Source organism: Ignatzschineria cameli, assembly GCF_003121895.1.
Classification (GTDB): Bacteria; Pseudomonadota; Gammaproteobacteria; order Cardiobacteriales; family Wohlfahrtiimonadaceae; genus Ignatzschineria; species Ignatzschineria cameli.
On sequence record NZ_QEWW01000002.1, the window covers coordinates 86,171 to 109,757 of the forward strand.

Consider the following 23,587-nt stretch of genomic DNA (forward strand, 5'->3'; position numbering starts at 1 on the left):
CTGCTGCTACCGAAGTAGGTGCTGGTTATTTTTGTTATCTAGTTTTACTTTTACATAAAAGCGTTAAGGGAGCAATCTATTTATCATATTGACCCTCATGATGCCCTTGTCCTGATTGTCGCTTTGATAAATGATGACTCCCTTATCAGATCGAGATGGAAGATTGAAGAGATTCTTAAAAGACTCTATTTTAAGAGCTCTCTCAAAACTCCCTCAAAATCTCCCAAATACTCTTTCAAATTACTCTCTCAAATACTTTAAGAATTTATTTAGCGGTATTTGCTGCGATATTGATCGCTTCCCAAGTGGTGGTAAAGGGAGGTGCATAGCCGAGATCGAGAAATCCTAACTCTTCTGTCGAAAGTTCGGCATGAATTGCAACAGAGAGCGCATGTAGGCGGAGTGCTGCATCACGTTTCCCAAAGATCTGTGCCCCCACTAAGCGGTGATTATCTTCTCGATAGACCAGCTTGATAGTAAGCTCCACCTGTCCTGGATAGTAATCGGTATGGTTAGCTGTTTTGATCAGAGTAGTTTTATATTTTACATCTGTTGATTCTTCTAAACGCTTTGCCATACTCTCCGTAAGTCCGGTGCTTCCTGCTTCATATTGGCCCACCTTGATCATACTTGAGCCTAAAGCGCCGGGGAAGGCGATATATTGATCTTGTGAACGGACAATATTACTGCCGATAATGCGGCCCATCTTATTGGCATAGGTGGCAAGAGGAATGTAGCGATCCCCTAATTGACGATGATAGATTGAGGCACAATCGCCGGCACTAAAGATTCCCTCGATAGAAGTTTCCCCAAATTGATCGATTAAGATCGCCCCATTGGGAAGTTTTTTTAATTTGGGATCGGTGAGAAACTCAGTATTAGGACGAAAGCCGATAGCGACAACAACAGCATCAACGTCAATTTTTCCCGACTCGGTCTCTACGGCAATAATTTTTTCACCTTCACGCTGAAAGCCGGTGACATTTTGTTGTAGCCTTAGATCAATTCCCTCTTTCTCTAAAGCTTGCTGCATTAATTTGGAGAATTCATGGTCGAAAGGACCTTGCATAATGGCGTCACCACTTTGCAGTAGGGTCACTTTTTTCCCCAATAATGCTAATTGATCTGCAACTTCTACGCCAATAAAGCCACCGCCAATAATCGCAATCGATCGATATTGATCAAGTTTCGATTTTAGTGCTTCAGCATCTCGTAGTTTTGTGTGGAGATAGAGATTAGGCGCATCCATACCATCAAAGGGGAGTCGGTTTGCTCGTGCTCCTGTTGCGATCATAAGGCGGTCGAAGGCAATCTCTCGGCTCTCCCCATTTTTATCACGATAGGTAACAATTTTGCGTTGGCTATCAACCGCTGTTGCTTCAGATTCAAGCAGAAGGTTAATCCCACTTTTTTCGATCATTTCCGGCGTTCGCGCAAACATTCTTTGAGGGTCATCAAATTGCCCTCCGAGATAGTAGGGAAGGCCACAAGCACCAAAGGAGATATAGTTCTCTCGTTCGATAACAGTAATATTGGCATGAGGATTTTCCCGCTTTGCTTTTGCGGCAACACTCATCCCGGCAGCAATTCCACCAATTACGACAATATTGAGCTTCTGTTGCATCATCTCCTCCTTAACCAAGACGTTCAATAAGCCATTTGGCGATATCTTGTAACTCTTCGTTAATGACTTCATGCTGCATAGGGTAATCATGCCAGCGTGTCTCAACTCCTTGTGCTTTGAGAAATTGCTCCGCAGCTCGGCCTAATTCCATCTTAACGACGGGATCTAAAGAGCCATGAAGATGGAGGGTTGGAATCTGCTTTCGCTTCTCATCGATCGTAATGGCTTCATCAAAGGTTGCGCTATAGGTGGAGAGTGCCATAACTCCGCCGACATTATGGGGATATGCGATAAAGGCGGTATGAAGAACGACAGCGCCTCCTTGTGAAAAGCCAGCAAGGATAATACGTTCGAGCGGAATTCCTTTTGCGATCTCAGCTTCAATCAGTGAGATAATATATTGACTCGATTCATCGAGTTCAGAGAGCTTTATTTCACGAGGTGAGGTTAGGGCAATAATGTCATACCAAGAGGGCATGGGAAAACCATTATTTAAAGTGACGGGACGAACCGGCGCTTGGGGTAAGATAAAGCGGGTATGGGGGAGTGCATCTCGTTGCAAAATTTGGGCGACGGGGAGAAAGTCCTCTTTAGTTGCGCCAAGACCATGTAGCCAAATTACGGCGGAATCAGCAGATTGTTTAGGGTCAAGAATAATGGGTTTATCCATGGAAAGCTCCTCTTTTAGTCTATTTCTGATTTCCTCATTGATTGATCATCTAATCGTCTAGTCGTCTATCGTTTTACTATCTAATATTTCAATATCTTTATTTATTCTCTACTTTTTAAAATTGAGAGAGGTGTGAATAGGATTGAATACGATATTAAATGAGTAAATAAGTAAATGAGGTATTGAATTTGATCATAACATTGATCGCTTCCTTCTGCAGAAGCAGCAGATGAGGATATTTAAGCATTATGGAGATCAAATCCTAAAGAGGCACCGGCTTCTGTGATCAGATCTAACCAGGTGGGGATCACAAAGCTTGTCATCAACGGCGCGAAGTTGTAGTTCGGTATCTCTTGTGGGGTGATCCAGATCGCCTCAGCAATCTCTGTTGCCGCTGTAACCTTAATCTCTTGTGGGAGAAGAATAAAGAAGAGATTTGATCGAATCTGATATCCCGGTTCATTTGCTGCAGGGGCTTCATAGGTTGTAATAAAGTTTGCAAGCGCTAGAGGGATTTCAACATCTAGCTCCTCTTTGAGTTCTCGGATTAAGGCCTCAATAGGAGTTTCTTGCGGTTCAATTTTTCCGCCTGGCAGCATATATTTTTCGGTGTTTTTCTTTCTGACAATAAGAAGGCGCCCTTTAGGGTCGATCATAATGCCGGCAGCGAGGATAAAGAGTTTTTCTGTGGGGGTATTTGTCATATTGTTCATAGCGTCCATAGTGGTTTTACACCATTTAGGGTGATCGCTCTAAGGGTTAGAGCGGGTTATCTTTGTGATTGTTACAATGGTTTATCACTATTGTACGCTACTTTCAGGCGCGGTTAAGGGGGAAAAAGGTGCAAAAACTCTAGACAAATGATCGCTTATTTTGAGCTGAGTGTAGGCGATAATGGGAAAAAGCGGTATGATTGTAGTGGTAACAGCAGTGCTTTGAATAGAATGAGAATCGATTGTTTTAGAGGAAGTCTCTTTGGAAAATCGATCGACACTCCGCAATCAATAGATCAATAACGGAAAAGGAGCAGCAATGAGTGAACTAAATTTTCAAGAAGGATTAGTTGTTGAAAATCGTGATCATGCGATTTTTATGGAGATTAACTTTAAGAGTGATGATCTCGATGCAATTAAAGATGCGATTGCCGGACTACTTGCGCGTCAAAGATCGTATACCAGTCGTTTTGATAAATCAGGTTTACAGATCGTTGTTGCATTTGGTAAAAATGCTTGGAGAGCACTCTCTGAAGAGAGTGAAAGTGCTGCTGAATTGGTCGATTTTAGAGAGCTCGGCTACGGCATGGCTAAGGCAACACAGCGAGATATGTTTGTTCATATTAACTCCCATTCCCATCGAATCAACTTCTCAGTCGCACAAGATCTGGTGAAAATTTTTGGAGATCTGATCACCATCGAAGAAGAGGTGCATGGCTTTAGGTGGCTTGAAGCACGTGACCTAGGTGGATTTGTTGATGGAACGGAAAATCCTAAAGGATTGAAGGATCGTACCGAGGTTGCTGTGATTAATGAAGGGATCGATGCCGGCGGTAGTTATGTGATTGCTCAAAAGTGGGTTCACTCCTTAGAGCAGATCAACCATTTTGATCTAAGAACTCAGGAGAATATCTTTGGTCGAACTAAGGTTGATGATATTGAGATGGATGATGATGAGAAGCCGGTAGGCGCACATACAGAGCGTGTTGTGATTGATGAAGATGGGGAAGAGTTAGAGATTGTACGCCATAGCCTTCCTTATGGTTATGCAAGTGGCGAAAAAGGGCTCTACTTCCTCGCTTATAGTGCAGAATTAACACGTTATGAGAAGATGTTAGCGCGAATGTTTGGGGAGGAAGATGAGCATTTCGATCGCATGCTCTCTTATACCCATGCAGTGACCGGAAGTTATCTCTATGCGCCATCGCTTGATCAGCTTGAAGCCATTGGTGCGGCATAATTTTTTAAGAAGCGTCATCGATTAGATGGCGCTTTTTTGATGGAGAAAGGATAAATATTAGGTAGATCTGCTAAAGTGGAATAAGAGGTTCACTCAATGCCTCTAACGGTGTAACCGTTCAACCCATTTAACAAAGGAGTCTCTATGTTAAAAGTATTGCAATCTCCCGGTAAATACGTTCAAGGTCCTAATGCTTTACGTGAAATTGCCGAATATATTAAGCCTCTTGGTAAGAAAGCTTTCTTTATTGCGGATCAATTTGTTTTTGGTCTTGTTGAATCAACATTGAAAACAAGTTGTCAAAAGAGTGATGTCGCCTATCATCAAGCGGTGTTTCAAGGAGAGTGTTCTCAAAATGAGATTAAGCGACTCGGAGAGCTCTTTACCCAAAGCGGTGCAGATATTGTCGTTGGTGTGGGCGGAGGAAAGACCTTAGATGCGGCAAAAGCAGTAGCCTATTATGGTGGAGTACCCATTGTTATCGCTCCCACTATTGCTTCAACAGATGCGCCAACGAGCGCATTATCGGTGATCTATACCGAAAAGGGGGAGTTTGAGAGCTACCTACTCTATCCTAAAAATCCCGATGTTGTGGTGATGGATACAACCATTATTGCCAATGCTCCCGTTCGTCTCTTTGTTGCCGGGATGGGGGATGCTTTAGCAACCTATTTTGAAGCTCGAGCATGTACTAATGCACAAAAGACAACGATGGCGGGTGGTTTAACAACAAAAGCGGCATTAACTCTGGCAGAGCTCTGTTACCAGACACTGCTAGAAGAAGGATTAAAAGCGAAGTTTGCGGTTGAAAATCGCGTGAGTACTAAAGCGGTGGAGGATATTGTTGAAGCCAATACACTCTTAAGCGGTTTAGGCTTTGAGAGTGCCGGTCTTGCGGCATGTCATGCGATCCATAATGGATTGACCGTTATTGAGGAGTGCCATGATCGATATCATGGAGAGAAGGTCGCCTTTGGGGTCCTTGTACAACTTATTTTAGAGAATAGTCCGCTTGAGGAGCTTGAAGAGGTTCTCTCCTTCTCAACTGCGGTAGGTCTACCTGTCACATTGGCTGAGCTTGGCTTACAAGAGGATGCCCCTCGTTATCATGAGCGCCTTAAAGAGGCTGCAAAACTGAGCTGTGCCGAAGGGGAGACAATTCATAATATGCCTTTTAAGGTGAATGAAGAAGATGTCTATGCGGCGATTATCACGGCGGATCGTTTAGGTCGTGCCTGGCTCAATAGTTAGATGAATAAAGCTAGATGAATCAATGATTTATCCATCAATAAGATCATAAAAAAGAGCGTTCATTTGAACGCTCTTCTTCTTTCTCTAAAGATGCATTACGTTATTACATAGCTGCTTTAAAGATATTCTCTACATCGTTCTGTGTTCCTTGGACAGGATTTGTTACGGAGCAGACATCAAGAAGTGCATTTTTTGCAAGTAGGGGTATATCTTCCTCTTTTGCATTAAGAAGTGTTAAGTTTGCAGGAATATCGATACTTGCAGAAATCTCACGAATCTTCGCAATTGCAGCATCGGCAGCTTCCTGATCGCTCATGTTAGCAACATCAATGTGCATCGCCTTTGCAACATCTTTTAGGCGCGCAGCGGCAGCACTCTTATTGAAATCTAAAACATGAGGGAGTAACACGGCATTACAAACACCATGGGGAAGGTCATACATTCCGCCTAATTGGTGTGCCATTGCATGGACATAACCTAAGGAAGCATTATTAAATGCCATTCCTGCGAGGAATTGAGCATAAGCCATATTGTCACGCGCTTTAATATCATCACCGTTTGCAACAGCTGCTTGTAGATTTTCAACAATTAAGGTAATTGCTTGAAGCGCACAAGCGTCGGTAATAGGGTTAGCAGCGGTAGAGATATAAGCTTCAACTGCATGCGTCATCGCATCCATGCCTGTTGCTGCCGTTAAACCCTTAGGCATTCCCTTCATCATATGAGGATCATTTACAGAGAGAATAGGTGTTGAGTTTTTATCAACGATCGCCATTTTAACGTGGCGCTCTTCATCTGTAATGATACAGAAGCGGGTCATTTCACTTGCAGTTCCTGCTGTGGTATTGATCGCAACCATAGGCAATTGTGGGTTTTTAGTCTTATCTAAACCTTCAAATGCGCTGATATCGTCACCATTGGTCGCACAAAGAGCAATACCTTTTGCACAGTCGTGAGGAGATCCACCGCCGAGCGAGATCACAAAATCACACTCATTCTCTTTGAGGATCGCTAAACCATCAGCCACATTTTTTGTTGTTGGGTTAGGATTCGTTCCATCAAAAACAACCGCTTCGATATCGACATTATTAAGAAGTTTGATCACTTCATCTGCCATACCTGATGTTGCAAGGAATTTATCGGTAACAATCAATCCTTTTTTAAAGCCGTAGCCTTGTAATGTTGCAACAGCATCTGCTAATGCATTTTCGCCAATAATATTTACGGGTGGCATAAAGAAAGTACTACTCATATTTAGACTCCTTGTCTGTAAAGTGCAGATTAAGCACCAGATCATCTGAAAAGAAAAACTTATTAGATCCCTTTCGAGATCTATCGAAATCGTTATCTCATTCTAACTGACTGCCGGGAGAACGCTTAATATAAAATATCAATCTCGATAATAATAGTGAGCTATAAAGTGACCCTATTAAGATCAAGATGATGCTGTAAAGTGATTTTGATAGCGTGGCTTTATAGATTGATTAAATTTATCTTTGAATCTATCTTTAAATCTATCTTTAAATCTAGCCTTTGCATATTCCCTACAATAGTTAGAATGATAATATTATATGATATAAATTTATGTTCTTTCTCCCCATTATATGATGCTTTACGAGATTTTTTGGGACTATTTTCAACAACAATCTGATCTAAGTAGCTTTTTGATAACTTTTTATATCAATGATCAAAAAGAGGGCTCTCCCTAAGGGAAAGCCCTCACTATCGCTGATAGTAATCTCTTATATTTTCTATCAATTAGTTAGCGGATTTAGTAGATGCAGTTGTGGTTAAACTTTCAGTTTGTTGCGAGCTTTCACCATGATTTTGTTGTGCGGCATTTTTATTCGCAAGCTCTTTCTCTTTTTCCTTACTCTTCCAGTCTTGGATCATGGTTGTGATGTAAACGGTAAAGATAGGGAAGATGGTGATGCCGGTAATTGCCACAATCGCGGTGCTCACTTTGCCGATACTTGTGACAGGAATAATATTAGAGCCGAGGGTTGTTACCGTCATAGAAGCCCACCAGAGCACATCATAATAGGTTTTTACCGCGGGATTGACTGGGGATTCCGTTAAGAAGAAGACAAGGGTTTGAATGTAAGTAATAGAGATAAAGATCGAAAGATAAGCGATAAAGAGACCGGTAATACGGTTACTAATCACCAGATTGATCAGAAGAATAAGCGCAAAGACCCCTCTAAATATGGGGATAAACTTTAAAAAGTAGACCGCTTCAGAGGTGAGATCGATGGAGTAGTAAGCAAGAAGATTACTATAGGGAATCGAAAGTGGCAGAAGGATAAAGTATTTTTTAAAGTAAGCTCTCTTATCCTCGGCGATCAGCATCAGAAGAATAAAATCGATAATAAAGTAGATACAGATCCAAAACTGAAGGCGCGTTGGTTCAACATCAAGATTCTTCTGAATATTGGGAAGATCTACAATGGTGATATCAGCAATTAGAATGAGGGAGGCTAAAATCGTTGCAAAATAGAGAAGTTTTCTTGCATAGAGCCGAAAATCGTAATGTCGCTTTTTCATCGGTGTTCACTTTAAGGTCGTTCTAGATAGGTATCATCAATGTTGCCTATTGTAGACGAAAAGAGTGATTGAAGCTCTCTCTAGTGAAATGTTTTTACAGCTTTTTTCATTGAGCAAGGGAGTCTTTTGTGAGGTGATTTCTTGGGGAAATGATTATTTTTAATCGAGATAAGAGAAGATAAAGCAGAGATAAAGCAGAGATAAAGAAAGATATCGCTGGCGATAGAAGAATAGGCGATAGAAAAATATTCTTATAGCATTTACTTATAGCACTTAATCAATCATCTGCTTATTTGCTTATTTGCTTTTATCAATAAATGTAAAAGATTAAGGAATAAAAAAATTACCATTGTTATAATAATTGATGGAGTATCAAAAAAGGAGGCTGCGATTAGCCAGAGCGTAGGATCTCTAAAATATCAATAAGTAAGTTTCAATAGGTAAGTTTCAATAGGTAAGTTTCAATAGGTAAGTTTCTATTTTATTTGGAATAATCTTTGAGGCGATTAACTTCGAAGTCATTGGAAAAATATGTTGGATAATAATTATAATAGTGAGGTTCTTCAGCAATTACTACCCCAAAAGGTGCGGGAGCTAATTCGTGAAGGGAGGTTAAGAGAGCCAACTGCAAAGATGGCGACTCGTTATACAAAGGCGACATTAATTGTTATTCCTAAGAGTGAAGCGTATGATTTTTTAGTCTATACGCAACGAAATGCGAAGGCTTGTCCGGTATTAGAGGTCTCTGATCCGGGCGCAACAGAGTTTCATTTAACGGCGCCAGGCTCAGATATCACGCGAGATATCTCTCGCTATTCAATCTACGATCGAGGAGAGCTAATTGGCGAGGCAGATTCTTTAGAGCGCTATTGGCGGCCTGATCTTGTCAGTTTTCTTTTAGGGTGTAGTCGTAGCTTTGAGGCTGTTTTACAATTTGCCGGCGTACAGTTACGGCATGTTGATGATGGCTATGACGTTCCTCTTTTTATTACCAATATTAAGACAGTTCCAAGTGGAAATCTCCGTTCTCCATTAGTGGTGAGTATGCGCCCGATTAAGCGTAAAGATCTGCTTAAAACAATGAAGGTAACGAGTCTTTTAGAGGATATTCATGGCGCGCCAATTCATATTGGTGACCCAGAGTTGATCGGCATTAAAGATCTTCGCACTCCCGACTTTGGTTCTCCCCTCCTATTAGCGGAAGATGAGGTGCCAGTCTTTTGGGCGAGCAGTATTACAGCAAAATTAGCCTTAATTAGAAATCGAAGTGAGTTTTTAATTACTCAAGCGCCGGGCCATGATTTTATTACCGATATCTTAAGTGCTGATCTCTCATCTTTGATGGAGTAGTGATAAGAATGGAATAGACATCATATCGGATGCCCCAATGGCTACGTAAGAAGGTTATGCAAAAGATTCCACCGCTTTAATATTGATATTTGATTCTTAAAAATCAACTCCAGATAAATTCATTACTCTCACCTATCCAGCGCTCAATCAGTTTTTGGCTTAGCGATTCATCTTTGATCACATTATCGGCGATCGATGTTGCTTTTTCGATAAGATGTTGATGGGAAAAGAGGTCGGCCATCTTAAATTGAAACTCACCCGTTTGTCGTGTGCCGAAGATATCTCCTGCGCCTCGAAGCTCAAAATCTTTCTCTGCAATCTCAAAGCCATCATTGGTAAGTTGCATAATCTCCAGTCGTTCTCTCGTCATATGGGAGAGTGGGGGAGAGTAAAGGAGGAGGCAGAAAGAGGCTTTCGATCCGCGACCAACTCGCCCTCTTAATTGATGAAGTTGTGATAGGCCAAGACGCTCGGCATTTTCAATGATCATAATCGAAGCATTGGGAACATCAACCCCTACTTCAATCACGGTTGTTGCTACCAAAATATCGAGTTCATGAGCCTTAAAAGCATTCATAACTGACTCTTTCTCCGCACTTTTTAAGCGTCCATGAATAAGGCCGATTCGGAGATGGGGTAGTTTTTCACAAAGATCAGCATAGGCCATTTCAGCGGCTTTTGCCGGGAGTTGTTCAGACTCTTCAATAAGTGTACAGACCCAATAGACCTGCGTTCCCTCTTGGCATTGGGCTCTTACTCTTTCGATCACTTTATCCCGCGCTTTATCGTTAATAACGGAGGTAGTGATAGGAATTCGATTCGGCGGATACTCATCAATGACAGAGCTTGAGAGATCAGCATAGAGTGTCATCGCCAACGTTCGTGGAATAGGTGTCGCTGTCATCATCAGTTGATGTGGCGTGAAGCCTTCTGGTGCTTTTTTTTGTAACATTAAACGCTGTTCAACACCAAAGCGATGCTGTTCATCAATCACAACAAGATTGAGTGCATGATAACTAACGCTTTCTTGAAAGAGTGCATGGGTTCCAATAATGACAGAGATCTCCCCTGATGCAATCTGTTTGATGCGCTCTCTTTTCTGTTTCTCTGTTAACTTTCCGGTTAAGAGCGTGGTATTGATCCCAAGTGGCGTGAGCCACTTTTCTAAGTTGATCGCATGTTGTTCTGCTAATAGCTCTGTGGGTGCCATAAAGACTGCCTGAAATCCCGCTTTAGCAGCATGGATCAGGGCACTTGCCGCAACAACTGTTTTACCAGAGCCGACATCTCCTTGAACTAATCGCATCATGGGAGAGTGGGATTGGATATCATTTTCAATTTCGCTTATGACTCGACTCTGTGCATTTGTTAAGGAAAATCCTAAGCTAGACTTAAAGTGGTTAAGTGCCGCATGATCGAGGTAGATGGGGTTGGCGCGTTCTTGAAAGAAGCGATCACGAGATTTTTTCAGAGCCACTTGATGGGCAACAATCTCTTCAAGCGCAAGAATCTCTTGAACGGGATATTGTTTCTTTTCAAGGCGTTCAATATTAACGTCAGTTGGGGGTTTATGAAGAAAGTAGAGAGCATCTTTTAAGTTGGTCTCTTGATTCTCTAAAAATGCCGGGAAATGTTCATCTTGTAACTCTTCGAGAAGATTATTGATCAATGCTTGCATCTGTTTTTGTGTAATGCCGGCAGTTAATGAGTAGATCGGCGTCATTCGCTCTTCTAATTCAATATCTTTCTCTGCAAAATTGAGAACCTCCGGATGGCTCATCTCTAAGCGATTGAGTCCATAGCGGACCTCCCCATAACAGCGTAAAACTTTTAAGGCATCAAAGCGCTTAATCATATTGGTGTAGAAGTTAAAGAAGCGAACAGCAATGACCCCACTCTCATCTTTTAACCAAACAAGGAGCGTTGGTCGTTTACCATGGGTGATCTCCTTCTTAAAGATCTCCCCTTCAATGATCGCGATTTGAGAAGGTTGAAGCAGCGCAATCGGCGTAATCCGAGTACGATCTTGATAGCGAAAAGGGAGATGGAAAAGGAGATCGAGATAACTCTTGATTCTCAACTTTTCTAATGTTTCCGCCATTTTAGGACCTACCCCTTTTAGCGCTGTAATGGGTCTATTCTTTAGGGTTTCCACAGTAATGTTCTAAATATCACCAAAGTAATTAAATGAGGTTAATGAGGTTAATAGGGTTAAATGGAGTTGAAAGGAATTCAATTGAAAATAATCCAATTGAAAACTGAATGCAGTGAGCCAATGTAATGAGCCAATATTAATGTATCAATTGACGCTTGAAGTAAGCATAGTGTCAATCTCTAACCATTTTGCCATCTTTTGTCTATTTTGCGAATCTCTTTCCTATCGAACGCACCTTCTATTTTGATTATTTTATTGCCGTTTTTACTGTTAGTTTTCTGCTATAGCTTTTAGTCCATTGTTATAGAGATGACTCTTTTTAAGATATAACATTTTTTTATATAAACCTTATAAGGTTAGGATAGATATGTAAAAAATATTATTTCTATTAATTTTTCTAGAAATCTTCAGTTCAGTTTTTATTTTATAGAAAAGATATTTTAAAGAGATCTTTTTAGTATTGTAAAACAGACGCTTAACTTATTCTTGAGGCTCATTAATAGAGCTTTCTTTACTATTTTTTTGAGAGTGGTTTGAGAGAAAAACTCTCAGTTTTTCCTAGATTTTTATCTGTTTTATTGATGAAGATCATACCGATTTTAAGAATATTTTTATTTTTTTATCCATTTCCTCTGAAAAAAATACCTATAGTTTTTATCTATAAGAAAAAACTCAATAGGAGGGTTTTAATGATGAAAAACTTAAAATTAGGGAATAAAAATGTTTTCGCTAGTAAAGGTATGGGGAATGATCGCGCGAATTTTTCACTAAATCGTTCTCTCTTAAGTCTCTCTCTTTTAGTGGCTCTATCAGGTTATAGTAGCCCGATATTAGCGAGCAGTTTGCGTCAGATGGAGGAATTGAGTGACGACTCTTTGTTAGTAAAGACGAAAGAAACCATCGATCAAGCGTTATATTGTGAAGCGGGAGGTGATAGAGCGCTTACACAACTACCGTATATTGGGGAACCACTTGCTTCATTTTTAGAGGTTAAAAAGGGGGGTATTTTTTCCTTTTCAACTTCTCGTTCCATTTTGAAGGATAATTTCTCTGATATTGTTATTGATCAGGAAAAGTTATCTATTAGTATCGGTAATAACGCTCAGAGTAATCATTTCTATGCGTTGGCTATTGGTGCAAATTCAAGAGCGGATGGTAATGTTTCAATAGCGATCGGTGCTGATTCTCAAGCAAAGGGAGGGAGCAGCTTGAGTATCGGATCGCAAAGTGTGGCAGAGATGTATGGTTCAACGGCAATAGGGACAGAAGCAAAGTCAACACAGATGTTTGCAACTGCAATCGGATTCCAAGCGAAGGCATTAGGTGGCGCTTCTATGGCTTTAGGCTATGGTGCAAGTGCTAACGGCAATAATAGTATTGCTCTTGGTAATATGTCGATCGCAGAGAAAGAGGATGAGGTTTCTTTTGGAAATACGCTATTAAAGAGAAAGCTTGTCAATGTGGGGAAAGGGGAGATCTCAGAACATTCAACGGATGCTATCAATGGCAGTCAGCTCCATCAAACGAATGAAACGGTTAAAAATATTGATCAGCGCGTGATAAATCATGAAAACAAAATGACCAATATCGATCAACGCGTGACTGAAAATGGAGATAAGATCATACATCTCGGTGATCGCGTCACAGTGAATGAGGAGGATATTAAGCACATTGGGGATCAGATCACAGGGATTATCGAAAGCACCGGCAAGCAGCTCACCGGAATTGAAACAGCTTTTGGTGCCGGGGCAAATTTTGATGCGGGCGGAACGCTTAAGCAGCCGAATTACTCTGAAGCTTTAGGGCTTGAGGAAGCGGGACGCATTAAAGATGGTGTTGAAGCCGGCTTTCAATATGTCGGGAAGACGCTTGGAGAGCATGACCTTCGAATTGAGCAGAACCACACAGATATTGCCAATATTACTCAAGGAACAGCGGGGCTTGTAAAACTCGATCACAATCGGATTGTGATTGATAATCTGTTAGCAAAGGATGCCATGATTTTTGATTTCTCCAACAGCCATAAAGATCGTACTGTAACGGGCATTGCTGCAGGGTCGATCGCTCAAGATTCAAGCGATGCTGTTAATGGTGCGCAACTCTTTGAGACTCAACAAAGAATCGAAAATATCTCAACGGTTAATCAGCAAAATCTGGAAGGGATTGCCGATGCTTTTGGTGGGGGTGCTCATGTTGAAAATGGTGTATTAAAAGGTGTTGATTTTACAGATTCATTAGCAGCAGATCGCCCTATTAAAAGTGTGAATGATGGCTTTAGTTATGTGACAGAGCGTCTTGACGATCATGAAAATCGTCTCGATCAACACAGCACGAAGCTTGAGAATCATGAAAATCGTCTCGATCAGCACAATACAAAGCTCGAGAATCATGAAAATAGACTGACAAATATAGAGAGTAATATAAGTAATATTACGGAGGGTAAAGCAGGTTTAATTCAGCTCTCAGAGGATCGAAAAACATTGGTGATGGATAATCACTTAGGTCAAGATGCCGATACATTTGATATCTCTAATAGCGCAGATGGACGGACCTTAACAGGCGTTAATAGCGGTCAAGTGAAAGAGAACTCGAAAGATGCCATTAATGGCGGGCAATTATATGCTTCTAATCAATCGATTGCCGAGATCTTTGGTGGTGGGGCTACGATCGATAAAGAAGGATATGTCTCAACACCGGAGTATCGCTTTGGTGATGAGGCGATCTTCAATAATGTGGGTGACTCACTGACCTATCTTAATAATAAGATTCAAGAGCATGGAATCTTTAGTTTAGATCGGGACAAGAATCAGATCATTATTGCGGAGAATCAAGATATTAATCGAGAGACTGTGGTGAATATTGGTGATCGGAAAATTGTTGGTGTTGCTAATGGCCTCGTTGAAAAGGGATCGCAAGATGCGATTAATGGCAGTCAGCTTTGGAAGACCAATCAACAAGTGGCGGCAAATAGCAATCAAATTAAGCATATTAATAATACTTTGAATCATTATAATAATCGACTTTCGCACCTTGAACAGAGTGTTCAACAAAATCGTAAAGTTGCAAGTGCCGGGATCTCTAGTGCAATTGCGATGAGCGCTATCCCTTATAGCTCCTCCGGTAAGCACTCTTTTGGTATGGGGGTCGGTTCTTATGATGGCGAGGCGGCGGTATCGATGGGGGTTATCTTTAACCTCTCTCACGATGCTCGATTTAAAATTCAAGGCTCTTACGATACGCAAAATAGAGCCGGTGTGGGCGTCGGTTTCGCGATCGATTTCTAGATAACAGACTCGCTTAATAGGGCATCGCTGCATAGGTAAGATCTAACCCGTGCAGCGATGCTTTTTTATTGAGGTAAAAAACGGCATAATTACTCCGTCTTACCCCATCTTTATTGATGGATCACAGAAAAATAGAACAAGAGAGTTAGCGATGCGTTGGGAAAATGAACGAAGAAGTCAAAATATTGAAGATCGTCGTGGAGAGAAGCGCGGACGATCAGTGGCAAGAGGGGGAATGGGATTGCCCCTTAAAGGAAAGTCAGGTTTAGCGGTTTTGGCAGTGGTAATTGCCGCAGGCTACTTTGGCTTTGATTTAACGCCACTATTACAGGGAGAGATGCCGGGAATAGAGCAGAGTCATTCAAATTCTTCAACAGAGAGAGTCCCTCAGGCATCGCCCGCTGAACAACGGATGGCTGATTTTACCGCTGTTGCTTTAGCAAAGACAGAGGATCTCTGGAAGGCTCGCTTTAAAGAGCAAGGGATGCGCTATCGAGAGCCCACTTTAGTCATCTATAGCGGAAGTACCCGTACAGCATGTGGTTATGGGCAAGCGGCAATGGGGCCTTTTTACTGCCCTGCCGATGAAAAGGTCTATCTTGATCTAAGCTTCTATAATGATATGCAGAGAAGTTTAGGGGGCGGCGGTGATTTTGCTCAAGGTTATGTAGTGGCTCATGAGGTTGGGCACCATGTTCAAAATCTGCTAGGAATTTCAACCGCTGTTCGTCAGGAGCAAGCACGCGTCAGTAAAGTTGAGGCTAATCGCTTATCGGTCAAGATGGAGCTACAGGCAGATTGTTTTGCTGGTATTTGGGGACGATCGGTACAGGATCAAAATCTTTTAGAGGTTGGCGATGTAGAAAAAGCGATGCGAACGGCAGCTGCGATCGGTGATGATCGCTTACAGAAGCAAGCGAATGGCGTTGTTGTTCCCGACAGCTTTACTCATGGCACCTCTAAAGAGCGTCAAGCCTGGTTTATGCGGGGCTTTAATAGTGGTGATATCAATGCCTGTAATACTTTTTCTGGAAGTTAAATAGAATCTATTATTACTGGTTTATTAATAGTTTATTAATAAGCTACTAATGAACTGCTAGTAAATTGCTAGTAGATTACTAGTAGATTGTAATAATTGTTTCAAAGAGGTATCGGTACTGTCATCAATATTGAAAATAGAAAATGGCGAGCCTTAATGACTCGCCATTTTTTATGGTGATAGGTAGAGAGACTCTAGTTTTATCTCTTTTATTTAGAGCCCGGCAATTGATAAAAATTTCGTCTCGAGATAAGGTTCGATTCCTTCAGTTCCCCCTTCGCTCCCAATTCCGCTCTCTTTCATGCCTCCAAAGGGGGCTTGAGCTGTGCTTGGTAGACCATCATTCCACCCTAAAATACCAAAGTCGAGGTGCTCTTGGAAGTAGATTCCTCGTTTATAGTTATTGGTGAAGAAGTAAGCTGCAAGGCCAAATGGAGTGCTATTGGCAATCTCAACAGCTTCGGCATCACTCTTAAAAGGCGTAATAGGGGCAACAGGACCAAAGGTCTCCTCCTGCATAATATTCATCTCTAGAGTGACATTGCTTAAAACCGTTGGATGAACAAAGTAGAAGCCCTTCTCATCATCAAAGAAGGTTGTCCCGCCGGCAAGTATTTTGGCGCCTTTTGCTGTTGCATCTTCAATTTGTGCTGTGATCTTATCAAAGCCTTTTTTATTGATGACAGGTCCCACATCAACCCCTTCTTCTAAGCCATTTCCTACTTTGAGCGCTTTTGCAGCTTGTGCAAATTTTTCACTAAATTCGTCAATCACCGATTCATGGACGAGAAAGCGGTTAGCACAAACACAGGTTTGTCCCGCATTACGGAATTTTGAAGCAATCGCTTGTGTTACCGCATAATCAATATCCGCATCTTCACAGACGATAAAGGGGGCATGTCCACCTAATTCCATAGAGACATGTTTAACTGTATCAGCACTCTCTTTGATGAGCTGTTTTCCAACTGGCGTTGATCCGGTGAAAGTGATCTTTCTAACATAAGGGCTATTGGTAAAGAGTGGACCTACATCAGCTCCTCGACCGTTAACGATCTGAATCACATCCTTAGGAATGCCAGCTTCATGCGCTAGTTCCAATAGACGAATCATTGTTAAGGGCGTATCTTCTGCCGGCTTGACAATAAAGGTACAACCCGCAGCAAGTGCCGGACCTGCTTTCCGTGTCATCATCGCTGCCGGAAAGTTCCAAGGGGTAATCGCCGCCACTAAGCCAACGCCCTGACGTGTGACTAAAAGCCGTTTATTAGTGCTATTTGCGGGAATAGTGCGCCCATAGAGCCGTTTTGCCTCTTCAGCAAACCAGGTGAGATAGCTTGCGGTATAGGCAGCTTCTCCTCGAGACTCTTTAAGCGGCTTACCATTTTCTTTAGTCATGATCTCGGCAAGTTCTTCTTGATGTTCAAGAATCAGTTCCGCCCAGCGATTTAAGAGTGTCGCTCGCTCATATGCGGTTGTCTTTGAGAAAGTTTTAAAGGCTTCATATCCTGCTTTGAGTTTAGCATTAATGCTCTCTTGACTATCTGCAGGGATGGTGGCAATCAGCTCCCCTGTCGCTGGATTTCTAACATCAATTGTATTGCTCATAACTGCTCCTGTTTTGATAATAGACCCCTGGGTCTATGGCATCGTACTGATAATGATTCTATTGAGAAAACAATGTATCACGAGTATTCAGAGTCACTGATGCTACTTTATACTTGTGTTACTTTAAATTTAAATTATATGAAGGATAGATTTAGAGAAATGATTCAGTAGCCTGGCTCAGTAACCTGGTTTAGTAATATTCTTTCATCAAGATGATAGTGAGATTGAGATTAATCTTTTCAAGCTTTAAAAATAGCTTCAATATTCTCACTATCCTCACTATCACCTTATCACTCATTATGCGTTTTAACTATTGATTGAACGCTTCTGTCAAAATGGTTAATCCTCTCTCAAGCTCAGAATCTGTAATCGTTAAGGGTGCTAAGAAACGGATCACATTACTATTGATGCCAGCTGAAAGAAGGAGCAATCCATGATCATTGGCATATTTTGTAATAGCGTTTGTTTTTTCTGCATCTGGAACTCTGCTCTCAGGGGATTGGACAATTTCTGCCGCGACCATTGCCCCTAAGCGACGAATATCACCAATGTAAGGGTGTTTACTCTGTTGTTCAGTGAGATACTCCTCTAGTTTTTGACCTAAAGCTTCTGCTTTTTCGTTAAGATTCTCTTCTTCAACAATCTCCATTACCGCAAGTGCAGCGGCACATGCGAGTGGGCTTCCTGAAAATGTTCCGCCCAATTCACCAGGATTAGGGGCATTGACAATCTCTGCTCGTCCAACAACAGCACTTAACGGAACTCCCGCCGCTAAGGATTTTGAAGTGGTCATAAGATCAGGAACAATGTCAAAGTTCTCCATAGCAAAGAGTTTCCCGGTTCTAGAAAAGCCGGTCTGAATCTCATCTGCAACGAAAATGATGCCATTTTTCTGACAGAAATGGTACACATGTTCAACAAAGCGTTTAGGGGGAATGATAAAACCGCCCTCTCCTTGAACAGGCTCCATTACGAGACAAGCAATCGTTTCAGGTGATGCAGTGGCCTTAAAAAACTGATCGAAGCGATGAATGGTATAGTCGATATACTCCTCTTCATTCATGTGTGCTGGGCGCTGATAAAGGTAAGGAAAAGGCGCTTGATAGATTTCAGAAGCAAAAGGCCCAAAACCAACTTTGTAAGGTTTCACTTTACTTGTCATTCCCATGGTGAGATTTGTTCGGCCATGGAAGGCTCTATTAAAAGCGACAACGCCTGTTCTACCGGTAAATTTTCTAGCAATTTTTACAGCATTTTCGACAGCTTCAGCACCGGTATTAAAGAGAATCGCTTTCTTATCATGATCTCCTGCGGTTATTTCACAAAGGCGCTTACAAACCTCTAAGTAACTTTGATACATCATGACGTTAAAGCCCGGGTGGGTAAAATGATCGAGTTGCGCTTTAATTGCAGCAATAACTTTAGGATGGCTATGGCCAACATTCATCACACCAATTGCTCCGGCAAAATCGATAAATTCTTCTCCCTTTTCTGTGATGATCGTTGCATTTTTTGCGCTTTTAGCGATATTGAGATTACCATTGCTGACGCCTCTTGCAACATATTGCTGACGCATTTTTTGTAGTTGTTCGGTGTTATAAGACATTTCTATCTCCTTTTGACTGTTTTTAAAAACCAATTTTTATTAATGAGTTTGAGGATTCATTTTTAAGCGTTATCTTGATTTTACTTCGCTTAAAAAACTTTTTTGATGGTATTTACCTTTTGAGTGACCTAGAAGGAAGTATGCACCAATGAGATACCAACCTAAAACAAGGCTCCACTCAATGGGGAAATTTAATTCTGCCGGCATTCCTGGAAGGTAGAGGGAAAGAAAGCCAATACTGAGTAAAACTGCAATCCAACCAATTGTTTTGGGGTATTTGACCGCATAAGGCCTCTCAAGATTAGGCTCCAATTTTCGTAGCTGCAAGAAAGCAAGTGTGACAATAAGGTAGCCCAAAACAATGCCGATACTACCTGCATTAACAAGCCAGTTTAATGCCTGTCGGCCAAGAAGAGGTGCGAGGAACGCAAGTGCCGTTAAAAAGATAATGGCATTAGATGGTGTATGAAATTTGGGATGCATCTTAGCAAACCATTGGGGTAGCATTCCTCGAATGGCCATTGCATACATAATACGACTACCTCCGATCACGAAAGCATTCCAGCTAGTAATAATTCCCGCAATTCCTCCAACAACAAGCACTTTTCCTAATAGCGGGCTATCAAATAGATTACTCATCGCATCGGCTGTTGCTAATTTGGAAGTTAAAAGCTCGCTATGAGGAAGACCAATAGAGACACCATAAATAATTAGAACGTAAAAGACTAAGGCGGAGAGAATGGAGATAATTAAAATTTTCCCAATCGACTTAGTTGCTTTTACTTCTGACGCAATCTGTGGAATGACGTCAAATCCGACAAACATAAAGGGAACCATAATAAGAACTTGCATAAGACCATCAAACCCACCACTAAAATAGGGTTTAAGGTTTTCAGAGTCTCCATTGTAGCCTGCGCCAATAATTAAGAGGAAACCCACGCCGACAATGGCGATTGTAAAGACGGTTTGTAAAATCGTTGCAGATTTTATCCCCCGATAGTTTAGCGCGCCAAGTAAGAGCGCACCAAATGATCCTATCAAGGCCCAGGTAAGGTAGACATCTGAGCCGGCAATATTCCAGAGGTGAATGTGGTGGTTTAGTGGTGATATATAGTCAATAACAGTGGGGAGTGCAACGGCCTCAAAGGCAATTACAGACATATAGCCAAATAGAACCGACCAGCCAGCGAGAAAGGCTAAAGGCATATTAAACGCACGTTGAACAAAGGCAATGCCTCCTCCGGTTTCAGGAATTGCGGTTGCTAGTTCGGCATAAGTTAAACCGATTAAAATAATTAACAATCCACCAGCCGAGAAAGCGATAGAGGCGCCAAGAAACCCTGCAGTTGCCACCCATTCTCCTGATAAAATGACCCAACCCCAGCCTAGCATTGCGCCCATGGCTAAAAATAAGACATCGATAGATGATATCTTTTTACTCATAAACTTCTCCTTTGAGCTTTGTTCCTGCGCGTTTCAATAATCCACCTTTTATTAGTTGTTGGGAGACGTGGTGGATTTATTGAGCAACAGGTCTATTTTTATATTTTCATTTTCAATCTTGATAAACTGATTACTTAAATTTTTTATATTTTATTTATGTTCTATTCAATGTTCTATTCAGATTTTGTTTATATGAATTTTGATAATTCTATTTTTTACGACTTTTTAGACAGCACTACTCTCCCTCTACAATGTTGATTGAATGATCGATAATAGATTGATTAGCATGCTTTTGATTTGGTTCAATCTTCTTTTTAATCTTCTTTTATGATTTTATATATTATCTCGTGATTAATATTTCCTTATAGCGTGTTACATGCAACCTTATTTATACATACCTTTATATTGATTTCAATCAATAATTACAGATATTGATATTTAATTTTTGTTAAAAAATTTTATTAAATATTAACTTATAGCAATTATGATCGTTATCGCAAAGTTATCTTTTATAGGGACCGTGGGTTTATGGGAAACTTATCTTGTTACAATAATGCACAAATTTTGATTATTTAATGTGCATTTCTTTAAGAGTTTTCTTCTTTTTTCTCTTTTGATGGACGACTTATTGGGATCTAAAGTCATTTTTTTCGAGAAAGATCTAGAGAAAGAAGTGATTCTTAAAAGCGTTTTACGTTAATATGATTCACTCATAATCGATAATTTTAAGCGAAAGAGGAGTCATATGAGATGAATCGACACTGGAATAAGATTGCTTTACTGTTAGGAAGTACATTTTTACTAGCAGCTTGTCAGCCAGCGGGGCCTGATTTAGCTGATCTTCAGACTTTACGTGATCCCTCTTCGGGGATTGAGATTATCAGTAGCCATATTAAGACGGTCTCCCCGATTGATGAGCAGCGTTCACTCTACGATATCAATGGAACATTTAAGTATCGAGATGGTCGTTATCAGTTTTTGACAACGTTTGGCAATATTAAGATCTATACGCCCTTAAATGGGGATGAGAAGAATAGTTTTGATGCGATTGTTGTCGCGCAAGAAGGTGATGATCAAAACTGGTTAATAGAGATGGAGACGCTCCCCCGTTTTGCAGGTGACAAAAAGGATCAATATCTCTCTCACCAAGCACTTTTTGCTAATAGTGTTGAGCATCTTCCCGGAATCTATACACATCAAGATGGCTCGCGCTTTGCACTCAATGATAAGACGCTCGACAAACGGATTAAAAATCTAATCAGTGAATATGAGACCCAATTGCAGAAGAATTTAGCGCTTGATAAGGATCTTAAAACAATCGATGAAGCTCTTGCTCTCCATTATAAAAAGCAGGAAGAGGAGAGTCGAAAGCGCTTAAAGGAGATGCCTGAGATAGGTGATGAGGTCGAGAACTTAAAATCTTATGTGGAGAAGCAGTTAGCGGCCGATGAGAAATATCAGCATCTTCTACAAGAGCGAGAAGGTTATCTTTTAGAGCTTCAATCACTGCAGCAATCGATGCCAGCACTCTGGCGCGTTGATCAATGTTATGAGAGTGACTACCGCTTTCATGGACGTATCTGTCATCAGGTGATGAGTATTAATCGGGATTATCTTCCTAAAATTCGTTTTCAATATCGCCCGGATGCCGCACTTTATCAGGTCAATTGAGCCCTAAAACGATAAGGGCCCTCTTTTAGGAGAGAGCCCAATAGAAAGCCTAATAGAAAGGCTAATAGAAAGCCCGATATAACGCTTGAGCATCTCTTAGGGAGAGATCATAAGAAGAGATTACCATTATCCTCAATAACCCTTATAATAGAGAGATTAAGCATCCTTTTAGAGTATGATTATTCTCAGCGATATACCTCTATTTTGGGATGATCAATTTATATTTATGCTATTCATTTTTAATAACTAAGGTAGTTACGCAATGTCAATAGAAGCTGTTCAAGCGCTTGCAAAGAGAGATTTTACCGCTGTTAATCAGAAGATATTAACGGCGCTTCATTCAGATGTCGTCCTGATCAATCAAGTCGGACAATATATTGTCTCATCTGGCGGCAAACGTTTACGGCCCTTGATTACGCTTCTTGCTGCGCGTGCTGCGGGATATGAGGGAGAAGGGCATATCACTGCGGCTGCCTTGATTGAATTTATTCATACGGCAACGCTTCTTCATGATGATGTCGTTGATCACTCCGATATGCGTCGCGGTCGAGAGACCGCTAATGAGTTGTGGGGAAATGAGGCAGCGGTCCTTGTAGGCGACTTTATCTATACTCGCTCTTTCCAGATGATGGTCAGTCTCGATTCGATGCCTATTATGCGGATTCTCTCTGATGCGACAAATGTGATTGCAGAAGGGGAGGTGATGCAGTTGATGAATATTGGTGATCCCGATACCACCGAAGAGAATTATATGAATGTCATCTACTCTAAGACAGCGCGTCTTTTTGAAGCTGCCGGGGCAGTTGCCGGAATCCTAACGCGAGAAGCGGGAGGCGATGATTTTGAAAAAGAGCTGGCAACTTACGGCATGTATCTAGGGACAGCGTTTCAATTGATTGATGATATCTTAGACTACACCGCAACGGCTGCAGAGATGGGTAAAAATACCGGGGATGATCTTGCAGAAGGAAAACCGACGCTCCCCTTGATCTATGCGATGCGTGCAGGGACGGAAGAAGATGCAGCCTTAATTCAAGATGCACTTGTCAACGCCGATATCTCAAAATTAGATGCTATTTTAGCGGTGATTGAGAAGACAAAATCGCTCGATTACACACATCAAGTAGCAGTTGCGCAAGCAAAACTTGCGATTGAAGCATTGCGCCGTCTACCGGAATCTCCTTATAAAGAAGCGCTGAAAACATTGGCAAATTATGCTGTAGAGCGGAAATTTTAGAGAGCGTCTTTATCAAGAGTGATCGAAGTTGAAGAAAGGATGGCAACATCCTTTTTTTATTGTCTTCTTATTGTCTTCTTATTGTCTTTTTTATTGTTTTTTATTGTTTTTTATTGCTTCTATTATCGTCGCTATTTTTTAACGTCTCAATTTAT

The 23,587-nt window shown here is 41.2% G+C and carries 16 protein-coding genes; 7 read left to right on the forward strand and 9 right to left on the reverse strand.

Going from position 1 to position 23,587, the window contains the following annotated elements:
- Positions 1-265 precede the first annotated feature (265 nt).
- From DC077_RS03405 to DC077_RS03415, 3 genes are all read right to left on the reverse strand, one after another.
- Positions 266-1,627, reverse strand: coding sequence for a CoA-disulfide reductase (locus tag DC077_RS03405; protein ID WP_239990328.1), 1,362 nt, complete (start codon positions 1,625-1,627; stop codon positions 266-268).
- Between the two features lie 7 nt (positions 1,628-1,634).
- A complete protein-coding gene (locus DC077_RS03410; RefSeq protein WP_109200896.1) occupies positions 1,635-2,294 on the reverse strand; it encodes an alpha/beta hydrolase in 660 nt (219 codons plus the stop codon).
- Between the two features lie 239 nt (positions 2,295-2,533).
- The gene (locus DC077_RS03415) at positions 2,534-2,998 is read right to left on the reverse strand and encodes an NUDIX hydrolase (RefSeq protein WP_109200895.1); all 465 of its coding nucleotides are present in this window, start codon (positions 2,996-2,998) and stop codon (positions 2,534-2,536) included.
- A 328-nt stretch (positions 2,999-3,326) separates the two neighbouring features.
- Between DC077_RS03415 and DC077_RS03420 the strand changes: the two genes are divergently transcribed.
- Together DC077_RS03420 and DC077_RS03425 are read left to right on the forward strand one after the other, a co-directional pair.
- The gene (locus DC077_RS03420; protein ID WP_109200894.1) at positions 3,327-4,247 is read left to right on the forward strand and encodes a Dyp-type peroxidase; all 921 of its coding nucleotides are present in this window, start codon (positions 3,327-3,329) and stop codon (positions 4,245-4,247) included.
- 144 nt (positions 4,248-4,391) lie between these two features.
- Positions 4,392-5,498, forward strand: a complete 1,107-nt coding sequence (locus DC077_RS03425) for a glycerol dehydrogenase (protein ID WP_109200893.1) — start codon at positions 4,392-4,394, stop codon at positions 5,496-5,498.
- 103 nt (positions 5,499-5,601) lie between these two features.
- Here DC077_RS03425 and yiaY read toward each other — a convergent pair whose 3' ends face one another.
- Positions 5,602-6,750, reverse strand: coding sequence for an L-threonine dehydrogenase (yiaY, locus tag DC077_RS03430; protein ID WP_109200892.1), 1,149 nt, complete (start codon positions 6,748-6,750; stop codon positions 5,602-5,604).
- A gap of 506 nt (positions 6,751-7,256) precedes the next feature.
- Positions 7,257-8,042 carry an ion channel gene (locus tag DC077_RS03435; protein ID WP_192874912.1) on the reverse strand — a complete coding sequence of 262 codons (786 nt, stop codon included), beginning with the start codon at positions 8,040-8,042 and terminating at the stop codon, positions 7,257-7,259.
- 531 nt (positions 8,043-8,573) lie between these two features.
- Here DC077_RS03435 and DC077_RS03440 point away from each other — a divergent pair.
- The gene (locus DC077_RS03440; RefSeq protein ID WP_109200891.1) at positions 8,574-9,392 is read left to right on the forward strand and encodes a D-glutamate cyclase family protein; all 819 of its coding nucleotides are present in this window, start codon (positions 8,574-8,576) and stop codon (positions 9,390-9,392) included.
- 103 nt (positions 9,393-9,495) lie between these two features.
- On the opposite strand, the gene recG is transcribed toward DC077_RS03440, so the two are convergent.
- Entirely contained in the window at positions 9,496-11,547 is a 2,052-nt protein-coding gene (gene recG, locus DC077_RS03445) for an ATP-dependent DNA helicase RecG (RefSeq protein WP_109200890.1), read from the reverse strand.
- Positions 11,548-12,236: 689 nt separating this feature from the next.
- On the opposite strand from recG, the gene DC077_RS03450 reads away from it, so the two are divergent.
- On the forward strand, positions 12,237-14,831 hold the full coding sequence (locus tag DC077_RS03450; protein ID WP_162297634.1) for a YadA-like family protein: 2,595 nt from the start codon (positions 12,237-12,239) through the stop codon (positions 14,829-14,831).
- Between the two features lie 151 nt (positions 14,832-14,982).
- Entirely contained in the window at positions 14,983-15,870 is an 888-nt protein-coding gene (gene ypfJ / locus DC077_RS03455; protein ID WP_109200888.1) for a KPN_02809 family neutral zinc metallopeptidase, read from the forward strand.
- A gap of 213 nt (positions 15,871-16,083) precedes the next feature.
- Here ypfJ and DC077_RS03460 read toward each other — a convergent pair whose 3' ends face one another.
- The 3 genes from DC077_RS03460 to DC077_RS03470 all read right to left on the reverse strand — a co-directional run bounded on the left by DC077_RS03460 (position 16,084) and on the right by DC077_RS03470 (position 20,524).
- Positions 16,084-17,475, reverse strand: coding sequence for an NAD-dependent succinate-semialdehyde dehydrogenase (locus DC077_RS03460; protein WP_109200887.1), 1,392 nt, complete (start codon positions 17,473-17,475; stop codon positions 16,084-16,086).
- Between the two features lie 310 nt (positions 17,476-17,785).
- Positions 17,786-19,087 carry a 4-aminobutyrate--2-oxoglutarate transaminase gene (gene gabT, locus DC077_RS03465; protein WP_420809997.1) on the reverse strand — a complete coding sequence of 434 codons (1,302 nt, stop codon included), beginning with the start codon at positions 19,085-19,087 and terminating at the stop codon, positions 17,786-17,788.
- Positions 19,088-19,150: 63 nt separating this feature from the next.
- Positions 19,151-20,524, reverse strand: coding sequence for an APC family permease (locus tag DC077_RS03470; protein ID WP_109200885.1), 1,374 nt, complete (start codon positions 20,522-20,524; stop codon positions 19,151-19,153).
- A gap of 750 nt (positions 20,525-21,274) precedes the next feature.
- Between DC077_RS03470 and DC077_RS03475 the strand changes: the two genes are divergently transcribed.
- Positions 21,275-22,195, forward strand: coding sequence for a hypothetical protein (locus DC077_RS03475; RefSeq protein WP_109200884.1), 921 nt, complete (start codon positions 21,275-21,277; stop codon positions 22,193-22,195).
- Positions 22,196-22,457: 262 nt separating this feature from the next.
- On the forward strand, positions 22,458-23,432 hold the full coding sequence (gene ispB / locus DC077_RS03480) for an octaprenyl diphosphate synthase (protein WP_109200883.1): 975 nt from the start codon (positions 22,458-22,460) through the stop codon (positions 23,430-23,432).
- Positions 23,433-23,587: the final 155 nt, after the last annotated feature.

Excerpts from the sequence above, each read along its gene's own strand:
- DC077_RS03460 (WP_109200887.1), bottom strand. The coding sequence starts at position 17,475 with ATGAGCAATACAATTGATGTTAGAAATCCAGCGACAGGGGAGCTGATT.
- ispB (WP_109200883.1), top strand. The coding sequence starts at position 22,458 with ATGTCAATAGAAGCTGTTCAAGCGCTTGCAAAGAGAGATTTTACCGCT.
- DC077_RS03470 (WP_109200885.1), bottom strand. The coding sequence starts at position 20,524 with ATGAGTAAAAAGATATCATCTATCGATGTCTTATTTTTAGCCATGGGC.
- DC077_RS03450 (WP_162297634.1), top strand. The coding sequence starts at position 12,237 with ATGATGAAAAACTTAAAATTAGGGAATAAAAATGTTTTCGCTAGTAAA.
- DC077_RS03425 (WP_109200893.1), top strand. The coding sequence starts at position 4,392 with ATGTTAAAAGTATTGCAATCTCCCGGTAAATACGTTCAAGGTCCTAAT.
- DC077_RS03405 (WP_239990328.1), bottom strand. The coding sequence starts at position 1,627 with ATGATGCAACAGAAGCTCAATATTGTCGTAATTGGTGGAATTGCTGCC.
- DC077_RS03475 (WP_109200884.1), top strand. The coding sequence starts at position 21,275 with ATGAATCGACACTGGAATAAGATTGCTTTACTGTTAGGAAGTACATTT.
- ypfJ (WP_109200888.1), top strand. The coding sequence starts at position 14,983 with ATGCGTTGGGAAAATGAACGAAGAAGTCAAAATATTGAAGATCGTCGT.
- DC077_RS03435 (WP_192874912.1), bottom strand. The coding sequence starts at position 8,042 with ATGAAAAAGCGACATTACGATTTTCGGCTCTATGCAAGAAAACTTCTC.
- yiaY (WP_109200892.1), bottom strand. The coding sequence starts at position 6,750 with ATGAGTAGTACTTTCTTTATGCCACCCGTAAATATTATTGGCGAAAAT.
- DC077_RS03420 (WP_109200894.1), top strand. The coding sequence starts at position 3,327 with ATGAGTGAACTAAATTTTCAAGAAGGATTAGTTGTTGAAAATCGTGAT.
- DC077_RS03410 (WP_109200896.1), bottom strand. The coding sequence starts at position 2,294 with ATGGATAAACCCATTATTCTTGACCCTAAACAATCTGCTGATTCCGCC.
- DC077_RS03440 (WP_109200891.1), top strand. The coding sequence starts at position 8,574 with ATGTTGGATAATAATTATAATAGTGAGGTTCTTCAGCAATTACTACCC.
- DC077_RS03415 (WP_109200895.1), bottom strand. The coding sequence starts at position 2,998 with ATGACAAATACCCCCACAGAAAAACTCTTTATCCTCGCTGCCGGCATT.